This is a genomic window from Tardiphaga sp. P9-11, from assembly GCF_008329525.1.
GTDB lineage: Bacteria > Pseudomonadota > Alphaproteobacteria > Rhizobiales > Xanthobacteraceae > Tardiphaga.
The window spans coordinates 321,123-343,732 of record NZ_NPKQ01000003.1; the positions used below are offsets into that span (position 1 = coordinate 321,123).

Below are 22,610 nucleotides of genomic sequence, written 5' to 3' on the forward strand. Positions count from 1 at the left end.
GCGATGACCTTTTCTACGACCTCACGCGCGCTCAACGATATCGATGGCCACATCGTGCTGGCCGGCGCCGGCAAGATGGGCGGCGCGATGCTGACCGGCTGGATCGCGGGCGGTCTCGATCCCAAACGCACCGTTGTGATCGATCCGCATGTCTCCGACGAGATAAAGGCGCTCGCGGCCAAAGGCGCTCGTCTCAATCCGGATCTGAAAGACATCGGCCCCGTGGCAGCACTGGTGCTCGCTGTGAAGCCGCAGATGTTCGCCGAGGTCGGCCCGACGCTACGCGCCATCGCCGGATCGTCGCTCGTGGTTTCGATCATGGCCGGCACGACCATCGCCGGCATCGCGAAAGCCTGCGGCGGCAAAGTGGTGCGCGCGATGCCGAACACGCCGGCCGCCATCGGCCGGGGCATCACCGTCGCGGTCCCCGCCAGCGACGTCTCGCCGGCACAACGCGATCTGACTGACGCGTTGCTGCGCGCGACCGGCTCGGTTGAATGGGTCGAGGACGAGAACCTGATCGACGCAGTCACCGCCGTCTCCGGCTCGGGTCCGGCCTATGTGTTCCTGCTAGCTGAAGAAATGGCCCGCGCCGGCATCGCTGCCGGCCTTCCGCCTGAACTGGCTATGAAGCTGGCGCGCGAAACCGTGTCAGGCTCGGGTGAGTTGCTGCGTCAGTCCGACCTCGATGCCGCAACACTCCGCAAAAACGTCACGTCGCCCGGCGGAACCACGGCCGCAGCGTTGAGCGTGCTGATGGCGGATGACGGTTTCGAGCCGCTACTAACGCGCGCCATCGCTGCGGCAACTGCGCGCTCAAAAGAACTGGCGAAGTAACTACACCGGCACCCGCACCACGGCGCGCAGTCCGCCCATCGGACTATCCATCAACGTGATATCGCCGCCATGCGAGCGCGCGATGTCGCGGGCGATGGCGAGGCCAAGGCCTGTGCCGCCTTCGTCCTGATTGCGCGCGTCGTCGAGCCGCAGGAACGGCTTGAATACTTCCTCGCGCATGTCGGCGGGAATACCGGGGCCGTCGTCGTCCACCGTGACCGTGAGATAGCGATGATCGCGGTGCCCGGTGATAGCGATGTCGTTGGCATGGCGCGCGGCATTCGAGACGAGATTGCCGAGGCAACGCTTGAATGCTGCCGGCTTCACCGTGACGATCGGCAGGCCGTGGAACGTGACCGTCGCCTTGTGGCCGTTGCGCTCCGCGTCACTGCGAAGCTCTTCCAGCGCCGCAGCCATGTCGGTCGGCTGCGCCTGCTCGCCGCTGTCGCCGCGCGCAAAGGCGAGATAGGCCTCGAGCATGCCGGACATCTCGTCGATGTCCTTGCGCATGCCCTCGACGTCCGGACCGTCCTCGATCAGCGCCAGCTCAAGCTTGAAGCGCGTCAGGATGGTGCGCAGATCGTGGGAGACGCCGGCCAGCATGGCCGTGCGCTGTTCCATCGCGCGTTCGATACGTGCCTTCATCTCGATGAAGGCATTGGCGGCACGACGGACCTCGCGTGCGCCGCGCGGTCGGAAATTCGGCGCTTCGCGGCCCTTGCCGAAACTCTCGGCGGCGTCAGCGAGCTTGAGGATCGGGCGTATCTGGTTGCGCAGAAACAGGATCGCGACAATCAGTAGGATCGACGATGTCCCCACCATCCAGAACAGGAAGATTTCCGAATTCGATGCATAGGCTGCGCTGCGCTGCGCGAAGATGCGCATCACGGCGTCATCGAGCTGGATGCGGATTTCGACGAGATTGGAACGACCGACGGTGTCGATCCAGAACGGCCGCGTGATCTGCCGACCGATCTGGACGGACAGCGCCTGATCGAGCAGCGAGAAGAACGGCTTCGGACCGGGCGGCGGCATGTCGCCGAGCGGCAGGAAATCCACCACGAGGCCAAGGCGCTGCTGTGCGATAGCCTTGATCTGCGTGCGGTCCTTGTCCTGCGGATAGACCTTGTAGACGTCGATCAGCGTCGCGATGTCCTGCACCACGGCCTGTGACAGGCGGCGCGTCACCGTGTTCCAGTGCCGCTCCATGAAGACGAAGGCCACCACCGACTGCAGCAGAACCATCGGCACGATCATGATCAGCAGCGTGCGGGCATAGAGTCCCGTGGGCATCACGCTCTTGAAGCGCCGGCCCATCAGGCTGTGCGCCGCAGAAACACGGCCCGCGGCGGAGCGGAGGATGGTTATGCCGGTGTCGAGCGTGCTCATCGCGCAAACTTCATGGACTATGGCGATGCGACGAGGCGATAGCCGATGCCACGCACGGCCTGCAGAAACAGCGGATTGGCTGGATCGGTCTCGATCTTGCGGCGCAGGCGATTGATCTGCACGTCCACCGCACGCTCGTTCACGGTGCCACCGCCGCCAGTGAGTTCACCGCGCGGCACGGTCTCGCCGGGCGCTGCGGCCAGCACGCGCAGCATGTCACGCTCGCGGTCGGTAAGATGGATGATTTCGTCACCCTGGCGTAATTCACCACGCGCGAGGTGATATACATAAGGTCCGAATTGCAGCGACTCCGCGCGCTCGACCGGCACCGGTGCACTGCGCTTGAGGATGTTGGCGATGCGCAGCACCAGTTCGCGCGGCTCGAACGGCTTGGCAACATAGTCGTCGGCGCCGATCTGCAATCCCTCGATCCGGCTTTCCGCCTCGTGCCGCGCCGTCAGCATGATGATCGGCACGGCGGAGGACGTCCGAATGAAGCGCGCGAGTTCGAAGCCGGTCTCGCCTGGCATCATCACATCGAGGATCAGGAGATCGAAATGCAGCCCGAGCAATTTGGCACGCGCTTCCTTGGCGCTCGGCGCCGTGGTGACGCGGTAGCCTTCGCCGGAGAGAAAGCGCGAGAGGAGATCGCGAATACGGCGGTCGTCATCGACCAGCAGCAGATGCGGCGCATCGTCGGCCAATGGCACCGGCATTCGTTTGGCGGCCTGAGCTAACATCATGTCTTGTTTGTCCTGCCGTCAGTTTTGGCGGATGCCTGGCTCAAAATGACCTGCAGCACCTTGTCGGGATCATTGCGGTCGATCATCGCCGAGAGAAACCTGCCGATCGCCTCAACTTCGACCGGCGTAAAATCCTTGAGCGCGCGGTTGATGCGATCAGTCTGCAAACCCGCGAGCTGCGCAACGAGAGCTTCACCCTTGGCGGTGGCGAAAAGAAGCCGCTGCCGCCGATCTGCCTCGCCGGATTTCTGGACGATATACCCTTCATCGAGCAATTGCTTGAGAACACGGCCCAGCGACTGCTTCGTGATGCGCAGGACATCGAGCAGATCGGCAACCTTCAGGCCGGGATAGCGATGCACGAAGTGCACGACCCGGTGATGGGCGCGCCCGAAACCGAATTGGTCGAGCACATCGTCGGGATCGCCCACAAAGTCGCGATAGGCAAAGAACAACAGCTCGATGATGTCCCAGCGAGGCGGTTTCGCAGGATCGCCGCTGGATTGCCGCTGGATTGTCTCAAGCGATCGTGACGCCGCGTCCTTGGAATTTACGTCAACCATATTGACATATCTTGGGTTCAATCTTACAAAACTGACCATCGCGACGAAACATTAGAACTCTCGCCGCATGGTCCCAATAGGGCCGATCTGAGAACCATACCGGACTTCGGCATGGCGCTAAAGCCTGTCCTGGGTCATCCACCCGGGCCGGAAACGCTTTTGCCGTGGGTCCGCTTGACGTAGAACAACATCGACGCTGCCGCCCCCAGGAGCTGCGCCGTAAGCAGGAGTGAGATCCATGGGAGTTTCGTTCGATAAAATCGATGGCGCAGCTTTGCTGAAATTCGACATTCAGCCCGCGGCGAACGCGGTGTCCGAGGCGGACCGCGCAGCAAAGCTCAAGGATCCGGGCTTCGGCCGGGTTTTCACCGATCACATGGCCATCGTCCGCTATAATCAGACCGAGGGCTGGCATGGTGCGCGCGTCGAATCCCGCGCGAATTTCCCGCTCGATCCGGCCGCGGCCGTCCTGCATTACGCGCAGGAGATCTTCGAAGGCCTCAAGGCCTATGTCCGTGAGGACGGCGGCGTGAACCTGTTCCGCCCCGATGCCAATGCCAAGCGCTTCCAGAATTCGGCCGATCGCATGGCCATGGCGCCACTGCCCGAGCCGGTGTTCATCGAAGCCATCGAACAGCTCGTGCGCATGGACCGCGCCTGGATTCCAGGTGGCGAAGGCAGCCTCTATCTGCGGCCGTTCATGGTCGCGAGCGAGATCTTCCTCGGCGTCAAGCCGTCCGCGGAATACATCTTCGCTGTCATCGCCTCGCCGGTCGGCTCCTATTTCAAGGGCGGACCTGCCCCTGTGTCGATCTGGGTCTCGGAGAACTATACCCGCGCTGCGATCGGCGGTACCGGCGCTGTCAAATGCGGTGGCAACTACGCCGCAAGCCTGCGCGCGCAGGCCGAAGCCAGCGATCACGGCTGCGATCAGGTCGTGTTCCTCGATGCGGTCGAGCGTCGCTACATCGAAGAACTCGGCGGCATGAACATCTTCTTCGTGTTCGAGGACGGTTCGCTGCTGACGCCGCCGCTCGGCACGATCCTGCCAGGCATCACGCGCGATTCCATCATAGCTCTGGCGAAGGACAAGGGCACGCGGGTGCGCGAAGAGGCTTATACGCTCGACCAGTGGCGCGCCGACGCTACCAGCGGCAGACTGAAAGAAGCCTTCGCCTGCGGCACAGCTGCGGTTATCTCGCCGATCGGCCAGGTGCGTTCGGTGAGCGGTGATTTCGAGATCAATGGCGGCGCAGCTGGTCCCGTCACGATGGGCCTGCGCAAGCAGCTGGTCGACATTCAGTACGGCCGCGCGCCCGACCCGCATAACTGGATCCGCAAGGTCCTGTAAACGCCGAGCCCTTCAAGACGACAAATGCCGCAGCCTTTCGAGGCTGCGGCATTTTTATTTGGTCCGCGTCGCCGGCACGAGCCCGAGCTGCTCGCGCCGTGTCCAGCGCCAGAGCATCACCGGCGCCACCACGGCCAAACCTGCAGCCAGTCCAATCCAGATGCCAACACCGCCGAAGCCCAGCTTGAATGCGAACAGCAGGCTGAGACCCATGCCGAAGCCCCAATAGCCTAATGCGGCAAAGATCATCGGCATGCGCGTATCCTGCAATCCACGCAGCATCCCCGCAGCCACTGACTGCGCGCCATCTGCAATCTGGAACACCGCCGCGCAAAACAGAAACGACATTGCCGTGTCGATGACGACGGCATTGGCGGGATTAGCCAGATCGATGAAGGCGCCAATCAGGACACGTGGCGCAGCCAGCAACAACATGCTCATCGACGCCATGAATGCCACCGCAAGGCCGAATGCAGTCCACCCTGCTCGCGTGATGCCATCGCGATCCGAGGCGCCTTTGGCCAACCCGACACGAACAGTTGCCGCCTGGCTCAGTCCCATCGGCACCATGAAAGAGATCGATGCGATCTGGATCGCAATCGCATGCGCCGCGATGGCGGCCGTTCCGAACTGCCCCATCAGGAACACTGCTGCATTGAAGACGGTGATTTCGAAGGCGAGCGTCGCGCCGATCGGCAGACCTATACGCCATAGCTTTGCGAGGCGGGGCCAGTCAGCGCGCCACCAATTGCCGAACAGGTGATAGCGCCGGAACTTCGGATGCCATGCAACGACGAGGGCAAAGACTGCGAACAGAAAAATGTTCGACAGAGTGGTTGCAAGGCCGGAACCGCGCAGACCCATCTCCGGAAATCCGAGATGGCCGAACACCAGCACCCAGTTGGCAGCCGCATTGAACAGAATGGTCGCGCCCGTCACCACCAGCGCCCAAAGCGGACGCTGCACCGCAGCGACGAAAGAGCGCAACACGATGAAACCAAGCGCGGGCAGAAAGCCCCACTGCAGCATATGCATGAATGCCTGCGCATCGGCAGCCGCCTGCGCCTGTTGACCGAATAGCAACAGGATCGCTTCCGTATGCCAGAAAACAATCCATGCCGGCACCGCGACAATCAGCGCCGTCCACAAACCCTGGCGAAACGTCCGCCTGACATCGCGCACCGCATGCAGCTTGCGGCCAATCGCCTCCGCCATCATCGGCGATGTCGCAGTGACGAGGCCGATGGCGAAAATCAAAATGGCGAAATAGACATTCACGCCGAGTGCGGACGCAGCCAAAGCTTCTGCACTCACGCGGCCGAGTATGATGACGTCAGTCGTGGTGAGTGCGATCTGCGCCAGATTGGTCAGCACCAGAGGCCAGCCGAGCGCTAGTGTTGCCCGCAACTCGGTGAGCCACAGATCGCGCGTCAAAGCCTTCTGACCGAGAGCCAGCAGCATGGAATCCTTCAGTCGATTTGAGTGGCGCGACTGCAAGGGATGTCACGTCAGAATCCGTCCGACAACGATGCCGGACATTCACACATCAAAATGCGCGTGAAGATGCCGTGATAAACGCTGCAGGCGTGTTTGGCCAGACGTTGGACTAGCCGGTGCCGCGACCTTGCAGCGCAGCAGCGGACACCCAGAACACCTCGCCTTCGGAGTCTTCGGTGTCCAGCCAGATCAGCGGGAGATCGGGAAACGCTTCATCGACATTGGCGCGGCCGCGACCAATCTCGCAGAGCAGGCCGCCATGCGGATTCAGATGATCGCCAGCCTGTTCAATGATTTTCCTGACGATATCGAGCCCATCATCACCGCCATCGAACGCCATCGCGGGTTCCGCCAGGCATTCGTCCGGCAGATCGGCCATGCCCTGCGCATCGACATAAGGCGGATTGGTGATGATGAGATCGTAGCGGGTATCGCCGAGCGGTTCGAACAGATTGCCCTTGTAGAGCGTCAAACGCTCATCGAGCCCATAGTCAATGACATTGCGCATGGCAACGGCGAGTGCCGCGGGCGAGAGATCGACGGCATCGACCTGCGCATTGGGAAATGACTGGCTCGCCAGGATCGCGATGCAGCCAGAACCGGTGCAGAGATCCAGCACGCTTTCAATGTCCATCGGATCGTCGATCAACGAACCGCCGTCACCGTCGTCACCGCTGAAATGCGAGTCCAGCAATTCGCCGATGAAGGAACGCGGCACGATGGTGCGCTCGTCCACATAGAACGGCAGGCCGCGCATATAGATCTTGTTGACCAGATAGGCCGCCGGTTTGCGCGTCGTCACGCGGCGATGAATGACATCGAGGATCTGCTTGCCCTCGGCAACGGTCACTCGCGCCATGGCAAAATTCTCGAACTGGTCGGGATGCAGATGCAGCACTTCGCAGACGATGAAGGCCGCTTCGGCAACGGGATCAGTCGTGCCATGCGCAAAAGAAAGCCTGGCCTCGATGAAGCGGCTGGTGGCATAGCGCACATAATCCAGCAGCGTCGCAAGCTCGCCCGGCCCGACCTTCGGCAAACTCGCCGTAGCGATCTTCTTCACAGAGGTCTTTGCTTTTGTGGAACCCTTGGTCGCGGACTTCTTGACCGCCTTCTTGGCAACTGTCTTCACGGTCTTCTTGGCCATCAGTTTTTATCCCAGCGCGCCGCAGCGTCGTCATCGTCGGTCTTCGCAGCAATCCAGTTGCTGCCACCGGCGGTTTCCTCGCGCTTCCAGAACGGAGCATGCGCCTTGAGGTAATCCATCAAAAATTCAGCGGCCTGAAACGCCGCCTGGCGATGTGCCGACGCGGTCAGCACCACCATGATATTCTCACCAGGCAGGATGCGGCCGACACGGTGAACGATCGTCAGCCCCGTCAGCGGCCAGCGCGTCATCGCCTCCTCGGCATGACGCGCAATCTCTGCCTCCGCCATGCCGGGATAGTGCTCCAGCGTCAGCGCCGTGGTCGCGTCGCCGCTCCCACTCAAGTTTTCCTGGCCGCGGCAGATACCACTGAAGGTGACCACCGCGCCGATGTCGGTGCGGCTCGCCGTCAGCGCAGCGATTTCGCGTGCAACGTCGAAATCGGCATCCTGGATGCGGATGGTCACGTTGGAGGTCATGAGGTCAACGCAGTCGTTGGTAAAATCAGCCGCCGGTCATCGGCGGGAAGAACGCAATCTCGCGGGCGCCGGCGATCACAGTATCCGGCCGCACATGCGTATGGTCGATGGCAGCGCGGATCACCTTCGGCGTCTCGAACGCATAGGCATATTCGTCGCCACGCGTGCTCAGCCATCCGATCAGATCGCCGACTGTGCGCACGGCAGCAGGCGGCTCGACCGTCTCTTCGGACTTGCCGATACGCTCGCGAACCCAAGCGAAGTAGACGACCTTCATGCATCCTCCGCGATGAGGTGATGAATGCCCGCACGGAAATAATCGTAGCCCGTATAAATGGTGACGAGCGCGGAAATCCACAGCAGCAAGAGGCCGAGCTGGGTCGTGAACGGGATCACCTGGTCGCCTGCCTCGCCGGCCAGCAGGAAGCCGATGGCGATCAACTGGGCCGTCGTCTTCCACTTCGCAACTTTCGTGACCGGGACACTGACACGAAGTGCGGCTAGATATTCGCGCAGGCCCGAGACCAGGATTTCGCGGCACAGGATTACGATGGCGGCCCACAGGGTCCAGCCATGGATGATGCCGTCGGCGGCCAGCATCAGCAGGCAGGAGGCCACCAGCAGCTTGTCGGCGATCGGATCGAGCATCCGGCCAAAGGCGGACTGCTGATTCCAGATCCGGGCGTAATAGCCATCGAGAAAATCCGTGACCGCGGCGCCGATGAACACCGCCAGCGCGACCCAGCGCAGCCACAGTGGACCATCCATGATCGACTGCGAATAGATGCAGCCGACCACCACCGGAATCGCGGCGATGCGGGTCATGGTCAGGATATTTGGCAGGGACATCGCGGAATTCGCGGCCCGTCTCGTGGTCTCTGTCATCCGTCTTACCAATACTGCCAGAGCGCGGAGGTCAACCGCCAGCGAAGCGGGGCAGCTTAGTTTACCGCAAAACTGCCCCGAGGCATGCGACAGCCAGATTACGTCTCGTTCATCTTGGCCGTCATCTGGCGCCGGGCTGGGGGTGGAAAAAGTCGAAAATCTTGCGGGCGCTCTCGGCCGAGATACCCGGAACCTTGCCCAGGTCGCCCACCGAGGCGCGCTCGATCTCCTTCAGCGTTCCGAAATGGTGCAGGAGCGCCCGCTTGCGGGTCGGCCCAATCCCGGGGATTTCCTGCAAACCGGCCTCGCGGATGTCCTTCTTGCGCAGTGTGCGGTGCGATCCGATGACAAACCGATGCGCCTCGTCACGCAGCCTCTGGATAAAATACAGCACGGGGTCGCGTGGCTCGAGCTTGATGGCGTCGCGGCCCGGAATGAACATGGTTTCGCGGCCGGCGTCGCGGTCCGGCCCCTTGGCCACCGCCATCAGAGTCACATCGGTCAGTTTCAGCTCATCGAAGATTTCCTTGACCGCGTTGAGCTGGCCACGGCCACCATCGATGATGACCAGATCCGGCCAGAGCGGCACGTCCTCGTCCTTCGGCTTGATCGCCTCGCCCTCGACCGGCGGCGTCAGCAACCGCTTGAAACGCCGCTGCAGCACCTCCTTCATCATCCCGTAGTCGTCGCCGGGCGTGAGCCCCTCGGACTTGATGTTGAACTTGCGGTACTGGTTCTTGATGAAGCCATCCGGCCCCGCCACGATCATGGCGCCGACTGCGTTGGTGCCCTGGATATGGCTGTTGTCATAAACCTCGATGCGCTTCGGCACGGTGGCCATGCCCGCCATCTTCGACATGCCTTCCAGGAGACGCGTCTGCGTCGCCGTGTCGGCGAGCTTGCGGCCGAGCGCCTCGCGGGCATTGGTCAGTGCGTGGAGAACCAGCTCTTTCTTCTCGCCGCGCTGCGGTGTTAGCACCTCGACCTTGAAACCGGCCTTGACGCTGAGCGCGCTGGCCAGCAGCTCGCTTTCCTCGATGGCATGCGACAGCAGCACCATCTTCGGCGGCGGCTTGTCCTCGTAGAACTGCGCCAGGAATGAGCCCAACACTTCCTCGGACGTGTAGGATTTCTCCGCGCGCGGGAAATAAGCCCGGTTGCCCCAGTTCTGGCCGGTGCGGAAGAAGAACACCTCGACGCAGGAATAGCCGCCCTCCTGATGGATGGCGAAGACGTCGGCTTCTTCCACAGTACGGGGATTGATGCCCTGCTGCGACTGGATTGCCGACAATGCCGCAAGGCGGTCGCGATACAGTGCCGCGCGCTCGAAGGCGAGTTCGTCCGAGGCCTTCTCCATTTCACCGGCGAGTAACTGCTTCACGGCGCGGCTGCGACCGGACAGGAAGTCCTTCGCCTCGCGCACCAGTTCGGTGTAGCCGGGGAAATCGATCTCGCTCGTGCAAGGACCCGAGCAGCGGCGGATTTGATAAAGCAGACAAGGCCGTGTGCGGCTCTCGAAGAACGAATCCGTGCATGACCGCACCAGAAACGCTCGCTGCAGTGCCGTGATGGTGCGATTGACCGCACCGACCGATGCGAACGGACCGAAATAGCGCCCAGGCCGTGACTGCGCGCCGCGATGCTTCAATATCTGCGGCGCCCAGTGATCGCCCGAGATCAGAATATAGGGGAATGATTTGTCGTCGCGGAGCTGCACGTTGAAGCGCGGGCGGAGTTGCTTGATGAGATTGGCTTCGAGCAGCAGCGCTTCGGTTTCGGTCGATGTCGAGATGATCTCCACCACCACCGTCGCGGCAATCATGCGGGCGATGCGCATCACCTGCCCGGTCGGCCTTGCATAGGATGACAGCCGCTTCTTCACGTTCTTGGCCTTGCCGACATACAGCACGTCATTGGCCGCGTTCAGCATTCGGTACACCCCGGGCGAGGTCGGGGCGTGGCGCACGGCATGCTCGATGGCCGCCCGGCCAAGCGCCAGGGGACCTTCGGCAATCGCGTCGCCGAGATCGTCGTCGCCGGCATCCGGCAGCGCACCGTCTTCCTCATCGTCGGCCGCCCCGGGTTCCGGTTCGAGATCGGGCGGCACCTGCAGCGTGGACTGGATGCCCTGTCCGGGACCACGGTCGTCGGAACCTGGCTCTGCCGCGGGCTCGGTCGAGGTCTGGTGCAGCGGCTCGGTGGGGTCTTGAATCATGAGGTCAATTTAAGCGCTGCGGCGGGTCATCGCCAGCATCCGCTGATCCGGAAACACCGGTGCGACGGCTCACTCCCGGGTGTTCGGAGCGGGCCACAGGACTTTGGCCGTCCCTGTAGGAAAAATCACGAATTGCCAAAAGTAAGACTCTTTTAACGCCAATACGGCGCCGCAGAGGGCCGTTAAGGACCGCTTAATCTAAAACTCTCGATAAATCGTCTCGATAAATGATGGAATTCCGTAACCCTAGGGCTTCGTTCGCCAGATCCCGAACGCGCACCGATGGGCCGGCAATAACGCGTATTTTGGAGAGTTGAGATGAGTAAGTTTGCGTTCGCGGCAGTCGCCCTCGTGGCTGCAGGTGCGACAACGGCACATGCGGCGGACATGCCTTACCGGTCGCGGGCGCCCTATACAGTCGCCCAGCCGCTCAACGCCTATAGCTGGGCCGGCCCATATCTCGGCGCCACTCTCGGCTACGAATGGGGCAGCGTCTCCAACACCGGCGCGAAGCCCTCGGGCATCGCCGGCGGCGTGACGGGTGGTTACAACTGGCAGAGCGGCAACATCGTGTTCGGTCTCGAAGGCGATCTGCAGGGCACCGGCGCGGATGACCGCTTCGCCACCTACAAGTTCTCGAACCCCTGGTTCGGCACCGCGCGCGGCCGTATCGGCTACGCCTTCAACAATGTGCTGCTCTACGGCACCGCCGGTCTCTCCTTCGGCAGCCTTGAAGCCGAACGCAATGGCCTGCAGCAGACCCAGACGTCGGTCGGCTGGACCGCGGGTGTCGGCGCCGAAGTCGGCATCTACCAGAACTGGACCGCGAAGATCGAATATCTCTATGTCGATCTGTCCAAGAACACCTACACGCTCACCGGCACCGACAGCGCGCTCAGCTTCGGCACCGTGCGCGTCGGCGTGAACTATCACTTCTAAGTTCGGCTCCGGACACCTCGCATCCGGACTTCTGCTCCAAGTGAGAAGAAAACAATACAACCCACTCCCGACCGCGTCGCGGTCGGGATTTTTTTATGTGCGGCGCTCAAGCACAGAATAGACGGAGCTCAACAAAACTCATCTCTTTCGGAGAGTCTCACGAAAGATGGAGGGGTGACGGGTTTCGCCAAGACGCTCACCCCATCCGACAAATCTGCGCTCGCTATCCTGTGATGACCAGATCGACCGCCTTGGGGCCCTTGCCCTTCTTGTCGGGCTCGACCTCGAAGGTGATCCGCTGGCCTTCGATCAGGTCTTTCAGGCCGGCGCGTTCGACCGCGGTGATATGCACAAACACGTCCCGTCCACCATCGTCGGGCTTGATGAAGCCGTAGCCGCGCTCGCCATTGAAAAACTTGACCGTACCGCTCATGCCCATCGGGTCCCTCCCCGCAATGCTCCGCCGCAGCGCCTTCGCGCCGCGACCGACCGGACATTCACTCCACGGAGGCTTGGCCTTTATTTCAAATATCGATGTGGGCCACGTCACTCCGCCGCAACCATTCGCGGAAGCGGAACGTAAAGCCAGTCATAATGGCACTAGCTTAATACGGTTCCGCCGGGATTGACCACCGTTTTTGGCGGTGCCGTTTGGTAGTTGAAGTTTGCGTAGTTCGGCGCCGGCTTTGCAGCGTCAGGGTTTCGCCGTCTCCAGCCGAAAGCGTCCGGCGCTGCCGAGGCCGAGCGGCTTTTCGAGCTGCGGCAGGATTTCCTTGAGCTCGGCGGAGAGCTTCCACGGCGGATTGACGATCAGCAGGCCCGTCGAAGTCAGCGGGCCATCCGCCGTTTGTGGTGCAACGCTGAATTCGAGACGCAGGCATTTGCCCGGCGTGGCCGATGCTGCAGCCGTCGCGGCAACATGCTGCGCCAGTTCATCGGTGGCCCGGCGGCTCTTCGCCGGATACCACATCACGTAAATACCGGTCGCCCACTTGGCGTAGATCTGTTCGAAGGTCACCGCCAGCCGTGCGAACTCCTTCTTGTCCTCATAGGGCGGGTCGATCAGCACCACGCCGCGGCGCTCCTTCGGCGGCAAGAAGGCGGGCAGACCCACCCAGCCGTCGATATCAACGACGCGTGCCTGCTCGTCCCTGCGCAACGACGAAATGAGCTTCTTGCGCGCCTGCGGCTCGACTTCGCAGCAGACCATGCTGTCCTGTGGCCGCATCAGGGCGCGCGCGATCAGCGGCGAGCCGGGATAGGCTTTAAGTTCGCGCGGCGCATTGAACGATCGGACGATGTCGAGATAGGGCGCGACCAGCGGCACACTGGCCTCGCTGAACCGCGCCTGCATGGCGCGCGCGATGCCGGTGGTCCATTCGCCGGAGCGCGTGGCTTCGTCGCCAGTCAGGTCATAGAGCCCGGCACCGGCATGGCTGTCGATAACGCGGAACGGCGCCGGCTTCTCCTGCAGATGGGTCAGGATCCGGACCAGCACGATATGCTTGATGACGTCGGCAAAGTTGCCGGCGTGGAAGGCGTGGCGATAATTCATGCGCCAGCAGTACGCTACGGCGGCTCACACCGCAAAAGCTTAGACGTCCGTTTGCGCGTATTCCGGTCGCAAAACCGGTGCCCACTTTTGCGGAATACGCGCTGGCTAGCCGCCCCGCATTGGCGGCATCACGACCTGGTCGCGGCGGCAGGCACGGCGGTCGATCTCCTCGCAAGCGCGAAACTGGAGATCCTTGCTCATACAGACCCGGACTTCGGTGAGCCGGTTGCGGTCGCAGGTCACCGCGATGGCCGAGCTGCTGAGGCCCGGATTGACCTTGATGAAAGCTTCCTCGATTGCAGCCGGCGCAATTGTCTTGGTCTGCTGCAGATCGAGAAATTCGTCGGGAATCTTGACGCCGGCGCGCGCCTTGCGGATGGCTTCGAAATAGCCGCGTTGGCCGAGGCCGGAGCAAGTGCCGTGCTTGTCCCATTCATTGAAGATCAGGCCGGGCGCCGGCATCAGGTCGAGCATCGACTGCATGATATTGCGTGCCAGCCGCGGGGCCGGACGCTCGCAGTAATTCGGGAAGCCGCGGTCGTATTGTGGCCAAAGCCCATGCACCACGAAGGAGTAAGGCCGGCCGCCGCACTGCATCTGGGCCGAGCGGTTGTTGCCGCCGCGCTCCTGTGCCGCCTCGCAGAAGGTCGGCGACCAGGATAGCGACAACACGTAGAAGTCGAACTCACCGGGCGCATTCTGCCGGCGATCCTGCGCAGAGGCCGGATTGGCCGTTAGGGCCGTAAGCGCCAGAAACGCGAGCGACAAAAACCTTCGCGAAATGACAAATCGAAATGCCTGAAACATGACGCGCCCCACCCCTGAGAAGGGCAAGCCTAGTCAGGCATCAAGAACAATTCAAGAACAAAATTGTTTAGTTATGCGAGCGACGCTTAGTGCTTCGCCGCACGGCAGCGCGGGTTATAGGCCCAGTTGCGGTCGAGACCGACGACGCACCATTCCACGCCCTGGCCATAGCCGGCAAAGCCGCCGTCCTCGATGATCGAGTAATGCACCTGGCGCATCTTGCCGTCGGTCAGCATCGCATCGGCGGTGCAGTAGCGGCGCGGAATGTTGTCGGACTGCCAAGGGCGGAAGGCCGTCTCATGAACGCGGCTGAAGCCGGTGATCTGCAGCGCCGAATTCCAGAAGCTGCTTTCCTTGTCCTGGAACTGCGACGAAATGGTCGAAAGGCCCGCCTCGCAATCCGCCACACGACCCTCGTAGTTCGGCCCGGACAGCCAGAAATTCAGCTCCAGCAGGTTCGCAGCCTGTGCGCCCGGAGCCAGGGTCATCAACCCGAGGACAGCGCCGGCAACGGCAGCCAGAACGGCTTTCTTCCAGGATGAGATGAGGTCGCGCATGGGGAATCCGCCGTCTGATGATTGTTCCCGGAACGTGCCGCGAAGCCCGTGCAGGGTCAAGTGCATCGCGGCCACACCCAGCGCACAACTCTGTCAGAACCTGGACGGCGTTCTTTTCAGCGTCGCCGATGCCCTCTAAGGTGCCCACAACGACGATGGAGACGGTGATGCGAATGATTCGGTTGGCGATTTTGGCTGCAGGTCTGAGCGGTGCGATCATGAGCAGCGCGGCCAAGGCCGACTGGGTGCCGCCATTCAAGGGCAACGACACCGGCGGCATCATCTCCACATCGCTGATCAGCCAGACCGACATTCGCGCCCTGGCGATCGATCATTGCGCGCGTTACGGCAAGGTCGTGAAATTCCTGAGCGCCCCGCAAGAGTATGGCGCCTACGTCTCATTCGCCTGCCGCTGGGTGCCCTATGGCGCCTCGGATCGGCCGCTCCGCGTTCGCTACTGAACCTTTTTACGCGACACAGCGTCTCATCGGCTTGGGGAGAACCAAGCATGATGCGACGCTGTGTTTCACTGTTTAATATTTCCGTTTTGAGCGCGACTGCGATGTTGTGGGCAATACCCGCCATCGCCGATCCCATCGAGTTGCCGGCACGCAAGGCCGGGCTCTGGGAAATGAAGATGCAGGGCAGCGCCGGGATGCCCGGCATGACGATGCAGCACTGCACCGACGAGACCACCGACAAGTTCATGAACACCACCTTCTCGCCGATGGCGAAGGACATGTGTTCGAAGAACGAAATGAAGAAGACCGCGACAGGCTATGTCACGGATTCGGTCTGCAATATCGGCGGCACCACCAGCACGTCGCATGCCGAGATCACCGGCGATTTCAATTCCGCCTATACGATGAAGATCACCTCACAGAGCTCGGGCGGCGCCAGGGCCAACACTGGCGACAGCACCACGCAGCTGGAAGCCAAATGGCTCGGCGCCTGCAAACCGGACCAGAAGCCCGGCGACATCATGATGCCCGGCGGCATGAAGATGAATGTCAAGGACATGGAGAAGATGAAGGGCATGCACCGGCCGCAATAGAGCCGCGCGCCCGTTGCGCCGATGTTTCCCACCGCTGCGTTCCTCGCTATAGATGATGCCAATCATCCCAATGGCGCATCATGACGCCGGCGACAGGAAACACCGAAGGCAGCTCCATGACTGAATTCACCGCACTGATGTCATCCATGACGCGCTCCGGCGACGGTTGGGCTGTCAGCGTCAGCGACGACTGGCTGCAGGGCCGTACCGTCTATGGCGGTCTGGCCGCGGCACTGTGCATGCAGGCCGCGCTCAATGAATTCGGCGACGTGCCGCCGCTGCGCTCGGCGCAGATCGCCTTTATCGGCCCGGCCACCGGTCCATTGCAGTTGCGCGCCAGCGTTCTGCGTAAGGGTAAGTCGACACTGTTCGCCAGTGTCGATCTGATCGGTGAAGCAGGCCTCGCGACCCGCGCCATGTTCTGCTTCGGCGCCGCGCGTGAATCAGCTTTTGCCCATGTGGTCACCGGGACGCCGGAACTGAAAGCGCCAGAGGGTTGCCCCGATTTCTTCCTCCGTGCGCCGCCGACGCTGCGCTTCCTGGAGCATATCGACGGCCGGCATATGGGGGGCTCGACGCCGTTCAGCGGCAGCGAAGATCCGCAGATGATGCTGTGGCTGCGCCACCGCGAGCCCGGCATCCAGCCATCGCTGGTGGCGTTGCTGGCCTTGGCCGACGCACCGCCGCCGGCAGCGTCGGTTCGGTCAACAAAGCCCTCGCCGATCTCAACCATGACCTGGTCGATCGACATGCTGACCGACGAGATCACGACCGACGACGGCTGGTGGCTGATCCGCAATGTCGCCGAGCAGATCTCCGGCGGCTACTCCAGCCAGGCGATGACCCTGTGGAATCGAAACGGCCAGCCAATCATGGCCAGCCGTCAGAATATTGCAGTGTTTGGATAGAGCTTACTTCTTCGCAGCGGCTGCGCGCTCGACGAAGGTCTGGCCACCCTTCATCTTGTTGTTGAGCGGCGCTTCGTTGATCTGGATGACGACGGCATCGGCGGTGACGCCGAGGTTCTTCACCAGCGCCTGGGTGATGTCGAGCATCATGCCCTTCTTCTGCTCGTCGGTGCGGCCGGCGGCCAGGTTGATCGTGATCTCAGGCATTGACGTCTCCCGTTGCTCTACCAATTGTTGGCGCGTGGATTAATTCCACTTCACGCCGTGCTTGTCGAGAATCTTGCGGACCGCGTTCACGAGATCGTTTTCCGCGATTCTGGTCTGCGCATCTGCCTGCTTCTGCAGATAGGCGTCGCGATCGCCTTCCAGATCCGACAATCCGGCACCGAGGATCAGATCCTTCAGCATCACTTCGCCGGTCGCCTTTTCGTCGGAGCCTTGAATGATCACACAGGGTGAATTGCGTCGGTCGGCATATTTCAGCTGGTTGCCCATGCTCTTGGGATTGCCGAGATAGAGTTCGGCGCGGATGCCGGCATTGCGCAGGCTCGCAACCATCTTTTGATAATCGGTGACGCGGTCGCGATCGAACACGGTGACGACCACCGGGCCAAAGGCCGGCGTGGTGTCGATTTTGCCCAGCAGCGTCAGCGCCGCCTGCAGGCGTGAAACGCCGATCGAAAAGCCTGTCGCCGGCACGAGCTCGCCGCGGAAGCGCGAAACGAGACCATCGTAACGGCCGCCGCCACCGACCGAACCGAAACGCACGGGGCGGCCTTTCTCGTCCTTGGTCTCAAGCGTGAGTTCAACTTCGTAAACCGGGCCGGTGTAGTATTCGAGACCGCGAACGACAGATGGGTCGATCTTGATGCGATCAGCGTTATAGCCCGCCGCCGTGATCAGCTTCGCAATTTCATCAAGCTCGGCGCGGCCTTGGTTGTAGGCTTCCGACGTATTGAGCTTCGACGTAGCATCACGATCCGCCTCGGCATCGAGGCTGCGCAACACGGTTTCGGTAGCTTCAGGTGTCAGTCCAGCGCCCTTTGTGAAGTCGCCCTTACCTTCCTCACCGCCATCCCAGCGCCCGGGACCGAGCAGCTTCCTGATCTCGTCGACCGGAAACTTGTCCATCTTGTCGATGGCGCGCAACACGGTCAGACGTCGCCCGGCATTGTCATCGCCGCCGAGGCCGATGCTCTCCATCACGCCGTCGAGCACCTTGCGGTTGTTGACGCGCACCACATAGCTGCCACGCGGAATGCCCAGCGCTTCCATGGCATCCGCCGCCATCATGCACATCTCGGCATCGGCCGCTGGCGAGCCGGAGCCGACGGTGTCCGCGTCGAACTGCATGAACTGGCGGAAACGGCCCGGACCCGGCTTCTCGTTACGATAGACGTAACCGGCGCGGTAGCTGCGATACGGCTTCGGCAGCGCGTCCCAATGCTCGGCGACGTAGCGCGCCAATGGCGCGGTCAGGTCGTAGCGCAGTGAGATCCACTGTTCGTCGTCGTCCTGGAACGAGAACACGCCCTCGTTCGGCCGGTCCTGATCCGGCAAGAACTTGCCGAGCGCATCGGTGAATTCCATGGTCGGGGTCTCGACCGGCTCGAAGCCGTAGCGCTCATAGACCTCGCGGATAATGTCGGTCATGCGCCGGGTCGCGGCGAGATCGGCCGGTCCGCGGTCGCCAAGGCCGCGCGGCAGACGCGCGCGCAGTTTCTGGGGTTTTTTGGGTTTGTCAGCCATGGCGCGTCGTACCAGCGCAGGCCGGAACCGGCAAGCGTTGGAGCCACTGCCATGCGGGTCTGACGATGCCCGAAGCCACACGTCCGCCGCGGCGGAACCTTCGTCTGGCCTCCCCGTTCATTTTCATATGCCCGCCACCACGGCCGGATCCCAACGAGGCTTTCACGATGCCACCGCTCGCAAGTGCCCTGGTGCGAACAGGGCTCGTTCTCAAGTTCAATCAGATCAAACGCGCCACATCTTCTTATATGCGTGATCGCAGCGAACAGACCCAGGGCATCGCCGTTTCCTATGCCGTCGCAGCCGGGCTTTATGCCGCCGCAGGCGTTTTTCTGATCGCCACCTTGCTGGTGGGCGCTGCCGCGTTATTCCGCTGGGTCGAACTGCGCTATGGCCTGTTTCACGCCTTCGGCGCCAGCGGTGGATTGCTGCTGTTGCTCGCCATTGCTTTCGCGGCGCTCGCCGCAAGCCGGTTGAAACGTCCCTCGAGACAGTTTCCGAGCCTCGGCAGCAGGCTGCGCGTTGCGGTCAATGCGAGCCCCGGCAAGCATAAGCAGGCCATCTCCGCCGCGCCGCACCGCGCGGCTGCGCCCAACGAATTCAAGCCAAGCACACGCAGTGCACAACCTGGCCAGAACAGTACACCAGTGAAGGCCGGGCTGATTCTTGTTGCGACGCTGGCGGGCTGGGCGCTTGCGCGCCGGCATGATCTCAATCGGGAGGCTGCGGCTGCCCGCACGCCATCGGGCCGCGCCAGCGCCTGAGGTGCAAAAGCACCGGTGGGCAGTTCCATCAGCCCTGCTTTCCGAATCAACAATAATGCTAAGCTCCGCCGGACACTTAAGGCGCAGGGAGCGCTCGCGGCCGGACCGTCCGTCATGCCGTGCAGGAGTTTGGATTTGAGGATGTTGCGCGCGTTATGATCCGCATCTCCACGATTTTTGTCGGCATCTGCATGGTGCTGGTCTCTGCGTCGCTCGGCGTGGTGCTGTATGCGATCGCGGGTGTCAGCGGCTATGAGTCCGCCATCGTCGGGCTGGCCGCGCTCACCCTGATGATCCTCTACAATGCGGTGTCGATGCGCATCAAAGATCGCAACGAATCCACCGGACAGATCACAGATCTCTCGCGCGGCACCACCGACCTTGCCCGGCAGGTCGCGGAATTCGGCCGCCGTCTCGCTGTGGTCGAAAGCAAGATCGCGTCCACCGGCTCCGCCAATCAGGAGCGCATCCAGTCCGTCGTCGGCGAGATCGGCGAACTCGGCAAGCTGGTGACGCAACTGGCAACGTCGGTGGCAACGCATGAGGACATGCTGACCGCGATGCCCGCGCCGGCAACTGTTTCCGCGGCGATCGCGCCGCCGTCGCCACCTGTGAGGACGGAGACATCGGCCGATGTCCCGCTCGCCGTCGAGGTTGCTGAAGACACCGTGACGCCGACTGCGCCCGTGATTGTCGTCAAGCCAGAGGCCGCGCCGGCGCGCAACGATGCGCAGTTCACCGCCATGGTGAAGAATGCCATCGCTGACAACCGCATCGACATCTATCTGCAGCCGATGGTCACGCTGCCGCAGCGCAAGGTGCGCTTCTACGAGGCAATGACGCGGCTGCGCGACGACAAGGATCAGGTCATCACCGCCGACGATTTCATCGGCCCCGCGGAAGCCGCAGGCCTGATGGGCCAGATCGATCATATGGTGTTGCTGCGCTGCATGCAGGTGCTACGCCGGCTGATGGTGCGCAACAAGGATGTCGGCGTGTTCTGCAACATGGCCGGCGCCACGCTGTCGAATGCCGAGACCTTTGCGCAGTGCATCGACTTCCTCGAAGCCAATCGCGCGCTGGCGCCGTCCTTCGTGCTGGAGTTCAAGCAGAGCGTGTTCCGCAATCTCGGCCCCGTCGAGAGCGAACATCTCGCCGCTCTCGCGCAGCGCGGCTACCGGTTTTCCATCGATCACGTCACCGATCTGCGGATCGAGCCGCGCGACCTCGCCGATCGCGGCGTGCGCTTTATCAAGGTACCGGCGGCGTTGTTGCTGGACCCCAAACACAACTCGAATTCCGACATTCATCCGGCCGATCTTTCCGATCTGCTCGGCCGTTTTGGCATCGATCTGATTGCCGAGCGGATCGAGGGCGAACGGGCCGTGGTCGACCTGCTCGACTTCGACGTCCGGTTCGGGCAAGGCTTCCTCTTCGCGGCGCCCCGCCCGCTCAGGCCGGAAACTCCGGCCAATGGGGGTGCGCCAAATCCTCCCGCCAGGGAACCCGCCAAGGCGCCCACGGATCCCAATGGCCCAGCAAGATCTGCACCAAGCACGCCTGTGCGGCCTGAGCCGCGCTCCACCGGCAATGCCGCGCTGGCGCGCCGCGCCACCGGCCCGAACTGATCGGCACTAAATTCATGACCACACTGCGTTTCGTCGAGCGCTTGCGCGACCTCACCGGCAATGTCGACGTCGTCCTCAGCGACATCTGGGGCGTCGTCCATAACGGCCTCGAATCTTTCCCCGAAGCCTGCGAGGCGCTGCATACGTTTCGCGCCCGAGGCGGCACGGTGATCATGATCACCAACGCGCCGCGGCCGGCGGATTCCGTGCAGCGGCAGCTCCGCAAACTCGGCGTTGCTGACGACGTCTATGATGCGATCGTCTCGTCGGGCGACCTCACGCGCAATTTCGTCGCCGGCCGACCGGGTCAGGCGATGTATCTGATCGGACCGGACCGCGACAGTTCGATCTATCGTGGCCTTGACGTCAAACTCACGCCGCTCGAACAGGCCGACTACATCGTCTGCAGCGGGCTGTTCGACGACGAAACCGAAAACGCAGAAAACTATCGCGACATGATGCAACAGGCCCTGTCGCACAGGCAGACACTCGTATGCGCCAATCCGGACATCATCGTCGAGCGCGGCGACCGGTTGATCTACTGCGCCGGCGCGGTGGCCGAACTGTATCGCGAGATGGGCGGCGAGGTGATCTTCTACGGCAAGCCGCACCGGCCAATCTACGATCAGGCCATGGCGCTCGCCAAGGTGAAGCGCGGCAAGGACACGGCGCTGGATCGCGTGCTGGCGATCGGGGATTCCGTGCGCACCGATCTCACCGGCGCCCATGCATATGGCATCGATCTCCTGTTCGTCACCCGCGGCATCCATGCCGGCGACTTCGAAGGCATCGAGCAGATGGGCGCCGCGGAAGTGAAGGAACTGTTCGGCCATCCACCGAAAGCGCTGATGCGTGAGTTGAAGTGGTGAGCTGAGGCGACTTCTCCTCCTTCAAACAGCAAATCTGCGCTGGAGGGGATATCGCTGACGCCTGAGCGTCTTCAGATTCAACTGTCAAACAGCAACTGCTCTTCAGACATGCCTCATCACCCCTGTTGTTTGCGGCGCGGGGGCGCCGTCGTCTGCTGCATTCCCGCCCCCTTGTGAGAGGGCGCGCGGAACGCCGGGTGCCCGTTGCACCCTTGGGCCTGATGCCATGCGGTCTTCCGCAATAGTGAATGCATCAGGACTTTCGGAGGCGCAGGGCAAGAAAGTGCCCAGCGTTCCGCACGCGGTGTTTGACGGGGTGCCCGGCTTTCCAGATGAATCCTCAGACCCACCATTATTAGACCCCATTGCGATGAGGTCGGATTAGCGCAGCCAAGAACCGAACGCCTCGGATGAAGTCGTCCGTCACACTGTCCAGAGGGTCTTTCCATCTCAAGGCCAGCCGTCTCCTTGCCAGTGGCAGTGCTGGCGCAGATCCGTCCTGCCCGAAGACAGACGTCACCCATGAACCGCGTGACGCCGCATCTCCAGCGCCCACCGCATCCCACCCCGCGACCGTGACGATCGCGATCGCCCCTCTCGGTGGGGCAGGACGAAGGGGAATATAATCAAGGACGGGATATTGTCAACGCGAGATAGGAAAAAATGTTTTACGT

24 protein-coding genes are annotated in these 22,610 nt (G+C 62.3%); 9 read left to right on the forward strand and 15 right to left on the reverse strand.

Features of this window, described 5'->3' with window-relative positions:
• The first annotated feature begins 3 nt into the window (after nt 1-3).
• Entirely contained in the window at nt 4-837 is an 834-nt protein-coding gene (gene proC / locus CIW50_RS14200; RefSeq protein WP_149531881.1) for a pyrroline-5-carboxylate reductase, read from the forward strand.
• Here the strand turns inward: proC and CIW50_RS14205 are convergent, their stop codons facing one another.
• From CIW50_RS14205 to CIW50_RS14215, 3 genes are read right to left on the reverse strand one after another with little or no spacing between them, the layout of a single operon-like run.
• Complete coding sequence (locus tag CIW50_RS14205; protein ID WP_149531882.1) at nt 838-2,226, reverse strand: ATP-binding protein; 1,389 nt, start codon at nt 2,224-2,226, stop codon at nt 838-840. It abuts the gene before it with no gap.
• A 17-nt stretch (nt 2,227-2,243) separates the two neighbouring features.
• Nucleotides 2,244-2,969 carry a response regulator gene (locus CIW50_RS14210; protein WP_089261813.1) on the reverse strand — a complete coding sequence of 242 codons (726 nt, stop codon included), beginning with the start codon at nt 2,967-2,969 and terminating at the stop codon, nt 2,244-2,246.
• Nucleotides 2,966-3,532 (reverse strand): MarR family winged helix-turn-helix transcriptional regulator, encoded by a 567-nt coding sequence (locus CIW50_RS14215; RefSeq protein ID WP_149531883.1) that lies wholly within the window; start codon nt 3,530-3,532, stop codon nt 2,966-2,968. Before CIW50_RS14215 ends, CIW50_RS14210 begins: the two co-directional genes overlap by 4 nt.
• Nucleotides 3,533-3,770: 238 nt before the next feature.
• Here CIW50_RS14215 and CIW50_RS14220 point away from each other — a divergent pair, with 238 nt between their 5' ends.
• Nucleotides 3,771-4,883, forward strand: a complete 1,113-nt coding sequence (locus CIW50_RS14220; RefSeq protein WP_149531884.1) for a branched-chain amino acid aminotransferase — start codon at nt 3,771-3,773, stop codon at nt 4,881-4,883.
• Between the two features lie 54 nt (nt 4,884-4,937).
• Here CIW50_RS14220 and CIW50_RS14225 read toward each other — a convergent pair whose 3' ends face one another.
• From CIW50_RS14225 to uvrC, 6 genes are all read right to left on the reverse strand, one after another.
• The gene (locus CIW50_RS14225; RefSeq protein WP_149531885.1) at nt 4,938-6,344 is read right to left on the reverse strand and encodes an MATE family efflux transporter; all 1,407 of its coding nucleotides are present in this window, start codon (nt 6,342-6,344) and stop codon (nt 4,938-4,940) included.
• Between the two features lie 145 nt (nt 6,345-6,489).
• Nucleotides 6,490-7,527 (reverse strand): 50S ribosomal protein L3 N(5)-glutamine methyltransferase, encoded by a 1,038-nt coding sequence (gene prmB / locus CIW50_RS14230; protein WP_149531886.1) that lies wholly within the window; start codon nt 7,525-7,527, stop codon nt 6,490-6,492.
• Complete coding sequence (locus tag CIW50_RS14235; protein WP_149531887.1) at nt 7,527-8,006, reverse strand: molybdenum cofactor biosynthesis protein MoaE; 480 nt, start codon at nt 8,004-8,006, stop codon at nt 7,527-7,529. The genes prmB and CIW50_RS14235 overlap by 1 nt, the downstream gene beginning before the upstream one ends.
• Before the next feature lie 25 nt (nt 8,007-8,031).
• The gene (gene moaD / locus CIW50_RS14240; RefSeq protein ID WP_149531888.1) at nt 8,032-8,283 is read right to left on the reverse strand and encodes a molybdopterin converting factor subunit 1; all 252 of its coding nucleotides are present in this window, start codon (nt 8,281-8,283) and stop codon (nt 8,032-8,034) included.
• Complete coding sequence (pgsA, locus tag CIW50_RS14245; protein ID WP_149531889.1) at nt 8,280-8,891, reverse strand: CDP-diacylglycerol--glycerol-3-phosphate 3-phosphatidyltransferase; 612 nt, start codon at nt 8,889-8,891, stop codon at nt 8,280-8,282. Before pgsA ends, moaD begins: the two co-directional genes overlap by 4 nt.
• Before the next feature lie 121 nt (nt 8,892-9,012).
• The gene (gene uvrC, locus CIW50_RS14250) at nt 9,013-11,106 is read right to left on the reverse strand and encodes an excinuclease ABC subunit UvrC (RefSeq protein ID WP_149531890.1); all 2,094 of its coding nucleotides are present in this window, start codon (nt 11,104-11,106) and stop codon (nt 9,013-9,015) included.
• A 318-nt stretch (nt 11,107-11,424) separates the two neighbouring features.
• Here uvrC and CIW50_RS14255 point away from each other — a divergent pair, with 318 nt between their 5' ends.
• A complete protein-coding gene (locus CIW50_RS14255; protein WP_149531891.1) occupies nt 11,425-12,045 on the forward strand; it encodes an outer membrane protein in 621 nt (206 codons plus the stop codon).
• A 223-nt stretch (nt 12,046-12,268) separates the two neighbouring features.
• Here CIW50_RS14255 and CIW50_RS14260 read toward each other — a convergent pair whose 3' ends face one another.
• The 4 genes from CIW50_RS14260 to CIW50_RS14275 form a co-directional block, all read right to left on the reverse strand.
• A complete protein-coding gene (locus tag CIW50_RS14260) occupies nt 12,269-12,484 on the reverse strand; it encodes a cold-shock protein (protein WP_116663852.1) in 216 nt (71 codons plus the stop codon).
• Nucleotides 12,485-12,739: 255 nt separating this feature from the next.
• Nucleotides 12,740-13,600 (reverse strand): 23S rRNA (adenine(2030)-N(6))-methyltransferase RlmJ, encoded by an 861-nt coding sequence (locus tag CIW50_RS14265; RefSeq protein WP_149531892.1) that lies wholly within the window; start codon nt 13,598-13,600, stop codon nt 12,740-12,742.
• A 105-nt stretch (nt 13,601-13,705) separates the two neighbouring features.
• Complete coding sequence (locus CIW50_RS14270) at nt 13,706-14,407, reverse strand: ribonuclease T2 family protein (RefSeq protein ID WP_149531893.1); 702 nt, start codon at nt 14,405-14,407, stop codon at nt 13,706-13,708.
• A gap of 86 nt (nt 14,408-14,493) precedes the next feature.
• On the reverse strand, nt 14,494-14,964 hold the full coding sequence (locus CIW50_RS14275; RefSeq protein ID WP_149531894.1) for a hypothetical protein: 471 nt from the start codon (nt 14,962-14,964) through the stop codon (nt 14,494-14,496).
• A gap of 167 nt (nt 14,965-15,131) precedes the next feature.
• Between CIW50_RS14275 and CIW50_RS14280 the strand changes: the two genes are divergently transcribed.
• From CIW50_RS14280 to CIW50_RS14290, 3 genes are all read left to right on the forward strand, one after another.
• Nucleotides 15,132-15,425, forward strand: coding sequence for a hypothetical protein (locus tag CIW50_RS14280; RefSeq protein ID WP_068731365.1), 294 nt, complete (start codon nt 15,132-15,134; stop codon nt 15,423-15,425).
• 101 nt (nt 15,426-15,526) lie between these two features.
• On the forward strand, nt 15,527-16,018 hold the full coding sequence (locus tag CIW50_RS14285; RefSeq protein ID WP_246664274.1) for a DUF3617 domain-containing protein: 492 nt from the start codon (nt 15,527-15,529) through the stop codon (nt 16,016-16,018).
• A 116-nt stretch (nt 16,019-16,134) separates the two neighbouring features.
• The gene (locus CIW50_RS14290; RefSeq protein WP_149531896.1) at nt 16,135-16,926 is read left to right on the forward strand and encodes a thioesterase family protein; all 792 of its coding nucleotides are present in this window, start codon (nt 16,135-16,137) and stop codon (nt 16,924-16,926) included.
• Nucleotides 16,927-16,929: 3 nt separating this feature from the next.
• Here the strand turns inward: CIW50_RS14290 and CIW50_RS14295 are convergent, their stop codons facing one another.
• On the reverse strand, nt 16,930-17,157 hold the full coding sequence (locus CIW50_RS14295) for a tautomerase family protein (RefSeq protein WP_283808838.1): 228 nt from the start codon (nt 17,155-17,157) through the stop codon (nt 16,930-16,932).
• Between the two features lie 15 nt (nt 17,158-17,172).
• The gene (hisS, locus tag CIW50_RS14300) at nt 17,173-18,675 is read right to left on the reverse strand and encodes a histidine--tRNA ligase (protein WP_149531897.1); all 1,503 of its coding nucleotides are present in this window, start codon (nt 18,673-18,675) and stop codon (nt 17,173-17,175) included.
• Between the two features lie 167 nt (nt 18,676-18,842).
• On the opposite strand from hisS, the gene CIW50_RS14305 reads away from it, so the two are divergent.
• From CIW50_RS14305 to CIW50_RS14315, 3 genes are all read left to right on the forward strand, one after another.
• Complete coding sequence (locus CIW50_RS14305) at nt 18,843-19,439, forward strand: phage holin family protein (protein WP_246664275.1); 597 nt, start codon at nt 18,843-18,845, stop codon at nt 19,437-19,439.
• A 155-nt stretch (nt 19,440-19,594) separates the two neighbouring features.
• Nucleotides 19,595-21,067, forward strand: coding sequence for an EAL domain-containing protein (locus CIW50_RS14310; RefSeq protein ID WP_149531898.1), 1,473 nt, complete (start codon nt 19,595-19,597; stop codon nt 21,065-21,067).
• A gap of 14 nt (nt 21,068-21,081) precedes the next feature.
• Nucleotides 21,082-21,936 carry a TIGR01459 family HAD-type hydrolase gene (locus tag CIW50_RS14315; RefSeq protein ID WP_149531899.1) on the forward strand — a complete coding sequence of 285 codons (855 nt, stop codon included), beginning with the start codon at nt 21,082-21,084 and terminating at the stop codon, nt 21,934-21,936.
• The last annotated feature ends 674 nt before the right edge of the window (nt 21,937-22,610 follow it).

Bases quoted from the DNA above. Each gene is read 5' to 3' on its own strand.
- CIW50_RS14265 (WP_149531892.1), bottom strand. From the start codon at position 13,600: ATGAATTATCGCCACGCCTTCCACGCCGGCAACTTTGCCGACGTCATC.
- prmB (WP_149531886.1), bottom strand. From the start codon at position 7,527: ATGGCCAAGAAGACCGTGAAGACAGTTGCCAAGAAGGCGGTCAAGAAG.
- CIW50_RS14220 (WP_149531884.1), top strand. From the start codon at position 3,771: ATGGGAGTTTCGTTCGATAAAATCGATGGCGCAGCTTTGCTGAAATTC.
- CIW50_RS14260 (WP_116663852.1), bottom strand. From the start codon at position 12,484: ATGGGCATGAGCGGTACGGTCAAGTTTTTCAATGGCGAGCGCGGCTAC.
- pgsA (WP_149531889.1), bottom strand. From the start codon at position 8,891: ATGACAGAGACCACGAGACGGGCCGCGAATTCCGCGATGTCCCTGCCA.
- CIW50_RS14225 (WP_149531885.1), bottom strand. From the start codon at position 6,344: ATGCTGCTGGCTCTCGGTCAGAAGGCTTTGACGCGCGATCTGTGGCTC.
- CIW50_RS14310 (WP_149531898.1), top strand. From the start codon at position 19,595: ATGATCCGCATCTCCACGATTTTTGTCGGCATCTGCATGGTGCTGGTC.
- CIW50_RS14205 (WP_149531882.1), bottom strand. From the start codon at position 2,226: ATGAGCACGCTCGACACCGGCATAACCATCCTCCGCTCCGCCGCGGGC.
- proC (WP_149531881.1), top strand. From the start codon at position 4: ATGACCTTTTCTACGACCTCACGCGCGCTCAACGATATCGATGGCCAC.
- CIW50_RS14215 (WP_149531883.1), bottom strand. From the start codon at position 3,532: ATGGTTGACGTAAATTCCAAGGACGCGGCGTCACGATCGCTTGAGACA.
- CIW50_RS14290 (WP_149531896.1), top strand. From the start codon at position 16,135: ATGACTGAATTCACCGCACTGATGTCATCCATGACGCGCTCCGGCGAC.
- hisS (WP_149531897.1), bottom strand. From the start codon at position 18,675: ATGGCTGACAAACCCAAAAAACCCCAGAAACTGCGCGCGCGTCTGCCG.
- CIW50_RS14255 (WP_149531891.1), top strand. From the start codon at position 11,425: ATGAGTAAGTTTGCGTTCGCGGCAGTCGCCCTCGTGGCTGCAGGTGCG.
- CIW50_RS14210 (WP_089261813.1), bottom strand. From the start codon at position 2,969: ATGATGTTAGCTCAGGCCGCCAAACGAATGCCGGTGCCATTGGCCGAC.
- CIW50_RS14270 (WP_149531893.1), bottom strand. From the start codon at position 14,407: ATGTTTCAGGCATTTCGATTTGTCATTTCGCGAAGGTTTTTGTCGCTC.
- CIW50_RS14315 (WP_149531899.1), top strand. From the start codon at position 21,082: ATGACCACACTGCGTTTCGTCGAGCGCTTGCGCGACCTCACCGGCAAT.
- moaD (WP_149531888.1), bottom strand. From the start codon at position 8,283: ATGAAGGTCGTCTACTTCGCTTGGGTTCGCGAGCGTATCGGCAAGTCC.
- uvrC (WP_149531890.1), bottom strand. From the start codon at position 11,106: ATGATTCAAGACCCCACCGAGCCGCTGCACCAGACCTCGACCGAGCCC.
- CIW50_RS14305 (WP_246664275.1), top strand. From the start codon at position 18,843: ATGCCACCGCTCGCAAGTGCCCTGGTGCGAACAGGGCTCGTTCTCAAG.
- CIW50_RS14280 (WP_068731365.1), top strand. From the start codon at position 15,132: ATGCGAATGATTCGGTTGGCGATTTTGGCTGCAGGTCTGAGCGGTGCG.
- CIW50_RS14275 (WP_149531894.1), bottom strand. From the start codon at position 14,964: ATGCGCGACCTCATCTCATCCTGGAAGAAAGCCGTTCTGGCTGCCGTT.
- CIW50_RS14285 (WP_246664274.1), top strand. From the start codon at position 15,527: ATGTTGTGGGCAATACCCGCCATCGCCGATCCCATCGAGTTGCCGGCA.
- CIW50_RS14235 (WP_149531887.1), bottom strand. From the start codon at position 8,006: ATGACCTCCAACGTGACCATCCGCATCCAGGATGCCGATTTCGACGTT.